This is a genomic window from Paenibacillus allorhizosphaerae, assembly GCF_042659105.1.
Lineage (GTDB): Bacteria > Bacillota > Bacilli > Paenibacillales > NBRC-103111 > Paenibacillus_G > Paenibacillus_G allorhizosphaerae.
Genome location: NZ_JBHSRV010000010.1, coordinates 175181 through 181623 on the forward strand (window position 1 = coordinate 175181; position 6443 = coordinate 181623).

A 6443-nucleotide genomic window follows, 5' to 3' on the forward strand; every position below is an offset into this window, starting at 1 on the left:
CCCTCTTTTTCATACATACGGATGAACACGATCTACCCATTCAGGCGGAAATGTGCATGCCGAATAGGTACTTTCAGCGTCAAAAACATCTGCGATGTTCAAATAAAGATAATGTCCATTGAAGCCCGCACGAAAACAGTGATCAATCGTCGGCTTATCTAATTGCCCAAAGACGCCGTAGACGCAAAGTGCTTTATCGTTACGATCATCTTTCGGTGAGAAGACTGCCGGCATCACATGATGCGAATGCATAATCAGAACAATATCCCGCTCCGGATCATCTGGATACTCCGCGTCAACATTGTCCCTATTTGCCCATTGCTCGGGACAATGCAGCTCATAAGTTACGGTCGATCGGTTCCGGGCGACGTAGACGAATGCCTCACGTTGTTCTGGAACAAAGTGCTTGAAGAAATCAAGCGTTTGCTTCAGAAACATTCCGGGAATCTTGTCCATCTTGAACGAGACCCCTTCTGTGACACTCTCCAGTGCTGGAACCATTCGAGCGGCTACCGTAACTTTAAGATGCGCATTCTCCCGAATTTCATAAAGACGGCCGTCTCTTCCAGCGACGTAGTTAATCGGTTTGGACGGCGCCTTCTCAAACTCGCTGAGCTTCCAGTGAAAAGCTTGATAGGCAGGAAAATTATTACCCATCTTTCCGGCACTGATGGAAGGTGTCAGTCGTTTGTTTTCCTTGTCTACGCGCCACGCAACGGCTTCTTCATTGGCAAACTCGAAATAGTCGAGCGCGAGCGTAAGTCGTAGCATATCAACCGTTAGTTCGCCCTCTTGGACTTCCGGGATTTTCGTTTCTGTTGCTCTCTGAGGTTCAGGCTTTTTTTGAACAACTTCTCCTTCTTCCTCATTAAACTCCAGATCGTCTTCCTCATCAGATTCTGCGTCAGAATTCTCGGATAACTTTTCTCCTGTGGCTTCCGCATTACCGCCTGCAGCGGCTGCTTCGGCCTCCGCTTTCGCCTGACGGGCTTTTTCGAGGTCATCCTTTACATCCTGGGGAACCATTGCCCATAGAGCTGCCTTCACTTCTTCGATGTCCTGATCATTCATTTCCACAAGGCGCCTACCAAGATCTGCAACCGGGAACGAATGCATGGCGTAATGAACGGTCCAATCAAGCCCGACAAGCATTTTTCGGATATCGGCTTGTGTTTCGTACCGCCTAATGGCCGACTTCGGCTTTACCATAAGTTTTGCTCCTTTGGTATCGCCTTTCCCGCTTCCCTTATCACTTGCCTGCTTCTTCTTAGCAGCATTCTTATCCGTTGTAACAACCGGCGCCACGGCCCCTGCATCAATACCAAGTATCGAAAATAAGTCCAAAGACATGTTTAATCGCCCCGCAGCTCATTCGTCCGCGGAACTTCCTCCCTTGTACATAAGTTTTTTCACCACGGTATCCGTGATGGACCTTTTATTCGAACGGGTCGTCACACCCGACGAAATCATAAAATGTCAGCGAAGACTTTACCGGTTTCTACGAGCTGCTCATCATCAAAATCATGCCCGGATAATTCAGCCAAAAGCTCGCGATAGTTCTTTGCACCATCATATAAATCGAAGTTCCGTTCTCCTTGAAGGAAAATGTACGGATACGATTCGATATTTCTGAATTCCTTAAGAGGCGGGAAGTAATTCCAGCAGCAATACATATTCGAGTTAACATGAGAGAATGGATATCGATATAACTTGGATTTCTCCGTAATAACCTCATCTTTGACTGCCGCGACCCTTGCATCGATTCGCCGGCCACTCATTTCAAAGATGAAAATTAGTTTCGGATGTCCAACCTGCTCAATGATTTGCCCTCTCAAGTTCACGTCCCAGCGTGCCCGATCCACCTCAAGAGCAATGACTGTCCGGTTCTTCGATTGCTTAAAAAACAAGCAATTTCGAGGAAGAATCGGGGTCGTGAGCTCCAAATCATCGAGGTGTTCCTTCGCCAATTCAAGTACAACATCTTTCTTTACTATTACGGCAAGGTGGGCCCAGAGATCGTTAATGGCGTCTTCAGCATCAAATTGCTTCACATGCTTAACAGCTGCATCCAAGATCGATTTGATCGTTTGACGATCTGGCGAGTCGAAGACATGTACCTTATCTAGCAGCAGTTCAAACATCAGCTGCAGTTCATAGGGGTCTTCAATCTTAGTTAGCTTTTCCGTCATTGCTCTTATGAGCTTCGTGTAGGCCGCGTTATCCAAGGTTGCGATATTCGCATTCTCCAGCAATACTGCCAAGAGGTTTCGCATGAGCCCCTCATCTGATTTTCTATAATCATTTGAGAGTTCATCGATAATCGCTCTTAGAATATCGTTTTGATCACTTATAGCCACTTCAGATCCGTACCGGAAAAGTTCACTAATAAAAGTTTGCGCGTCGTCTAGAATGGTGCTATAAAGCATCCACGCATCCGCACTCTGAATCATTTGCTTTTGCAGATCCGCAGCATTCACCCTGACTTCCTGAACGATTACACCATTGAGTATTCGCTCAACGATCGGCTTTTGGATACCTTCCTCATCGATGGTAATGCGAGTTTGCATTAGTGTAGGCTTTACCAGCGTTTGCATAGTTCATTCTCTCCCTTTCACATAGTGCGGTCCTATTGCCGCATTGTTTTTGGACTCCCACTTGCCTTACGAGCTGTAACACCGCGCCTAAGCCTTCTTTTCAAAAGAGTTGGCAGTTCTGCAACATGCCCGCTGAGTACCTCAGCCGACATCGTGCTGTTCGCGATTTTTTTAATTAGCTCAGAAAGGTTAAATAGCCCTTCGAACACTGCGTACAAGGGGACATTACAGTTATAGAATTCAAGCGATATGCCTTCCTCTTGAACTTCATATGCTAGACATTCACCTGTATTGTCATCCCCAAGTTCCCCAAGAATACCCCTGACACGCTCGATGTTACCTTCGGTGAGCACCACATCGACGAAATAACCAACATTCGGTATTTCCTCAATACGTTCCCATCCAAAGAGTGTAGTCAGAACCTGATCCAGAATATTTTCGCCCACTTTCCAATCTTCACAGATCGGTAACCCTTTTTCTACCATCATGCGAACCGTAATTAACATGCTGAGATCGTGTAAGTAATCCGATAAAGTATCAACGTTTAGGCCGAGAAAGTGGCTCATTAGAGCAACCTCCTTTTTCGGTCGATCGGCAGAACCCTTATCATTTGGCTGATCCCAATAGTTCGATTGATTTCCATAAGGGTTTGATGCGAATTTTCCTGATCAAATTCGTCGGGGTCATAATCCATTGGTTGGAAATAGTACAGTTCCTCGTACAAATACATCAGTTTTCGTACATCCATCGCGTTAAGAACGCCGAGGACGTCTTTTACAATAGCACCGGGACGATAAGCAATGGCATGAAGCAGTGTTTGCTCCATTTCCAATGTCTCAACCGATTCCTGTTTTAGGGCATCGGACTCAAGTCCAACCCAAAATCTCTCATTGATCACCATACTGCCCATGATTGTAGCCTCCTTTGTTTTATATGAAAAAAAGCGCTGCGCAAGCGAAATAGATCGCTCGAGCACCGCTTTCTTTGCAACATAATAAAAAAAACCTATACTAACTGCTCTTTAAACAGGGAAATAAGAGTCCTGTTATAGACGGCAGCCAGCATAGGGCTTGAGTACTTGCGCAACGCCAAAAAAGGCAAAAAAATCATATTCATATTTTACCATCGTGATTATTCCCTGTCTACATCTTATTTCATCTGTCCATATTCTTATTAGAGCAATTTTATGTACATAATTGATCCATGAATTGACCATAAAATAACCAATGTGATATAATTTAGAAAATAATGTAAAGGGGAATCTCTATGTCGGATGAAAATAAAAATGTTCCAGAAGTAGTTACTCCAAAACGAGCAACGATTAGTAACCCAGATACTTTGAAGAAAATGGAATGGATGAAACAAAAATTGAATCTCCGTACAGATACTGACTTGGTGTCTGTCTCACTTTCTTTGCTACATATGTGCATTGAGCTGCAGGAACAAGGGTACGACCTTGGTGGCTATAAGGAAAAAGGAATATTTGGTGAGCGAGAATATCGAATGATCAATTTGAACTTGATTCGTTAAGATGTTGGAGGAGTTTAACAATTACCCTTTTTTTTTCGGGGAGAAGTTCCTATTAAGGGGTGACCATTATCAGTTATCAAAATGATCAGAAAAAAATTGGCCTTTGGGTTGGAATAATCGTTTTATATTTAACCCCCTATTTAGTTTCAGTGATTGCAAATTCTGAACTGCCTAATAAACCAATTTATTATCACTTCATGGGAATAGCTTTATTGATTATTGGGCTCGCCAACTTTTACCTTAAAAATATTGGATGACATTTATTCAAGGATCAGGTTTATTAGTCCTTTTAGTAGTCAACATCCTGGATATAATCTAGGATTCCCTCTGTGGACGTGTTAATGGCAAGCTATCTCAAAAAAAATAGGACGGGATTCAATTGCTACGATCAAATAAGGAAGAAAAATCAGTGCTACAAGAGAGCCTTAGTAATTTACGCGGCCACTTTTCCAATATGGATAATGGGAAGCGCATTTTATTGAAAGATGGACGGATTGGTTACTTTCGTGGGTATTCTGGAACAGCATTAAAAGGAGAATTGTTTGATTTTGAATACAAAGGAATTATCGAAAGCGTTCATATTATTGAATATGAATCTCTCTTAATAGATGACTTAAACGTGAAATGCCCAAGCTGCAGCAGTCATATAATTATGGATGGCTATTTACGCGGAAACGAAGATATAAGAGTGGTATTTAGGGAGAACATCACAAATAACAAGCTAATATCCCCCACTGTTAACAGTCGGTCTGTCAAAAGTCATGCTTGCTATGAATGTGGGTTCATAATGCTATTTGCAGATGTTGTAAAAAAAAACGGCAACCAGCCCGTGTATAGATACTCAATAAACTTAAAGGATGGAGACTAACATGGAAAATTATATTACCGGTTATATCTTTCAATCTGGATCAAGAATTGTTATTGATGCTGGTAAGTTAGAATATCCTATTTCAACCGTTGGTAACTTTGAAATATGGAACGGTTCGGAATTCGTTCCTGCCATACTCGATCATATTAAGGTTCCCGAAATGTCGGGCACAAAGGCAAGATTTAAAGTAACGACATGATTGAGAGGCGATGCGAAAGGATATGATAAAATTTCACCGAATCTATAAGATCAGTTTGTGGTTTTTTCCAATACTTTGGCTTGCATTCGTTGTTAACAGTAAATCTCTATCAAGAGAAGACTCGGCTATTTTCTGGAACGCATTTCTTTGGGTCCCGGTCTGTTACATATGCTTAATCGTCGGATACTTTTTGTTAAAAAAGGAAATCAGCGAAGAAAAAGGTAAGGATCAGCGTTGAATATAGGACGTATTAGGCTTCAGAGTTCGGAGCTGTTCAAACGCTGCTCTCTCATCTTGCAGCATCTCGGACAACTCTTTACTGACCACAAGCGCCGCCTTCTCTGCTTGGGTGATCTCGCTCGATCTTTCGTAGCTTGCATTTCCTCAGCGTGACGCTCAACGGCCCTATGCCGCTCGTCTGAGTGCAGTACCTCTGCTCCCTCCTCTGCCTCGGCAATTTGCTTCGCCTGTTTGAAATGGTGTGGGTCTCTGCTCCTGTCGGGTGACAAGAACATTATCTCATTAAAGGTCGCGTAAATCGCGGCTTTTTTTTTGTTGTATGGGATAAAGTTCTTGTGTCAGCAGAAAATAAAGTATTAGACTGGATGTCTTTATTCCAAGCGGCTTTTCGAATCGCCAAACCGTCAGACTCCATAAAATAAGTATTAGACTGACCCCTAGAATTGAAACAGCGACAGCCAAGGACGAGAAAATATAGTCCTAGACTGTCGCTGTTTCATTGAACTATCGTTCTGCGTTAGCTTAAAGTTGGGATACACCATTCCAATATACCTGTAGTTTTAGGATTAGGTGTAAATACCTCATATCTTGGTTTTGACAAATCAATATTATATTTTGCTTGATTCTCTTTAGTACATACTTTACTCCAGAATTCACCAATGTACTTTTTTCAAATCTAAAAATAACATATTCTTTTTCAGGAATTGAATATGACTTCATTCCTTCTGGCACATCACCTAGATCAGTTTTTTCTACAGCGACTAAAGGTAGGAGTCCAGGCAAAATCACTGCATACCTAGAAATAACCAAATACCGTTCTCGTCGATGGCATTAACCCCAATCTTCCCTCGACTTGCAAGCCTTTGTCTAAAAAAGAAAAAGCCACGATTTACGCGGCAATGAGCGGGACAATGTTCATCTTTGAAACGCTTGCAGCGGCCCGGCATATGGCGCATGTTCGAATCGACATGGGTTCTCCGTTACCCGCGGGTCCTGCTGCTTGTGCAGCACC

Annotated in this window: 7 protein-coding genes; 3 read left to right on the forward strand and 4 right to left on the reverse strand. The window is 42.8% G+C overall.

All coding sequences use genetic code 11. The annotated features are described in order from the left end of the window. Positions 1 to 9: 9 nt before the first annotated feature. From ACFQI7_RS28230 to ACFQI7_RS28245, 4 genes are all read right to left on the reverse strand, one after another. On the reverse strand, positions 10 to 1350 hold the full coding sequence (locus ACFQI7_RS28230) for a Mov34/MPN/PAD-1 family protein (protein ID WP_218101217.1): 1341 nt from the start codon (positions 1348 to 1350) through the stop codon (positions 10 to 12). A 116-nt stretch (positions 1351 to 1466) separates the two neighbouring features. After that, the gene (locus ACFQI7_RS28235) at positions 1467 to 2594 is read right to left on the reverse strand and encodes a hypothetical protein (RefSeq protein ID WP_218101216.1); all 1128 of its coding nucleotides are present in this window, start codon (positions 2592 to 2594) and stop codon (positions 1467 to 1469) included. Between the two features lie 32 nt (positions 2595 to 2626). Next, the gene (locus tag ACFQI7_RS28240) at positions 2627 to 3160 is read right to left on the reverse strand and encodes a hypothetical protein (protein ID WP_218101215.1); all 534 of its coding nucleotides are present in this window, start codon (positions 3158 to 3160) and stop codon (positions 2627 to 2629) included. Further along, complete coding sequence (locus ACFQI7_RS28245; protein WP_218101214.1) at positions 3160 to 3504, reverse strand: hypothetical protein; 345 nt, start codon at positions 3502 to 3504, stop codon at positions 3160 to 3162. The genes ACFQI7_RS28240 and ACFQI7_RS28245 overlap by 1 nt, the downstream gene beginning before the upstream one ends. Before the next feature lie 356 nt (positions 3505 to 3860). Here ACFQI7_RS28245 and ACFQI7_RS28250 point away from each other — a divergent pair, with 356 nt between their 5' ends. The 3 genes from ACFQI7_RS28250 (at position 3861) to ACFQI7_RS28260 (ending at position 5191) form a co-directional block, all read left to right on the forward strand. Continuing rightward, the gene (locus tag ACFQI7_RS28250; RefSeq protein ID WP_218101213.1) at positions 3861 to 4124 is read left to right on the forward strand and encodes a hypothetical protein; all 264 of its coding nucleotides are present in this window, start codon (positions 3861 to 3863) and stop codon (positions 4122 to 4124) included. Between the two features lie 409 nt (positions 4125 to 4533). Then, a complete protein-coding gene (locus ACFQI7_RS28255) occupies positions 4534 to 4992 on the forward strand; it encodes a hypothetical protein (protein ID WP_218101212.1) in 459 nt (152 codons plus the stop codon). A gap of 1 nt (position 4993) precedes the next feature. Continuing rightward, positions 4994 to 5191, forward strand: coding sequence for a hypothetical protein (locus tag ACFQI7_RS28260; RefSeq protein WP_218101211.1), 198 nt, complete (start codon positions 4994 to 4996; stop codon positions 5189 to 5191). The last annotated feature ends 1252 nt before the right edge of the window (positions 5192 to 6443 follow it).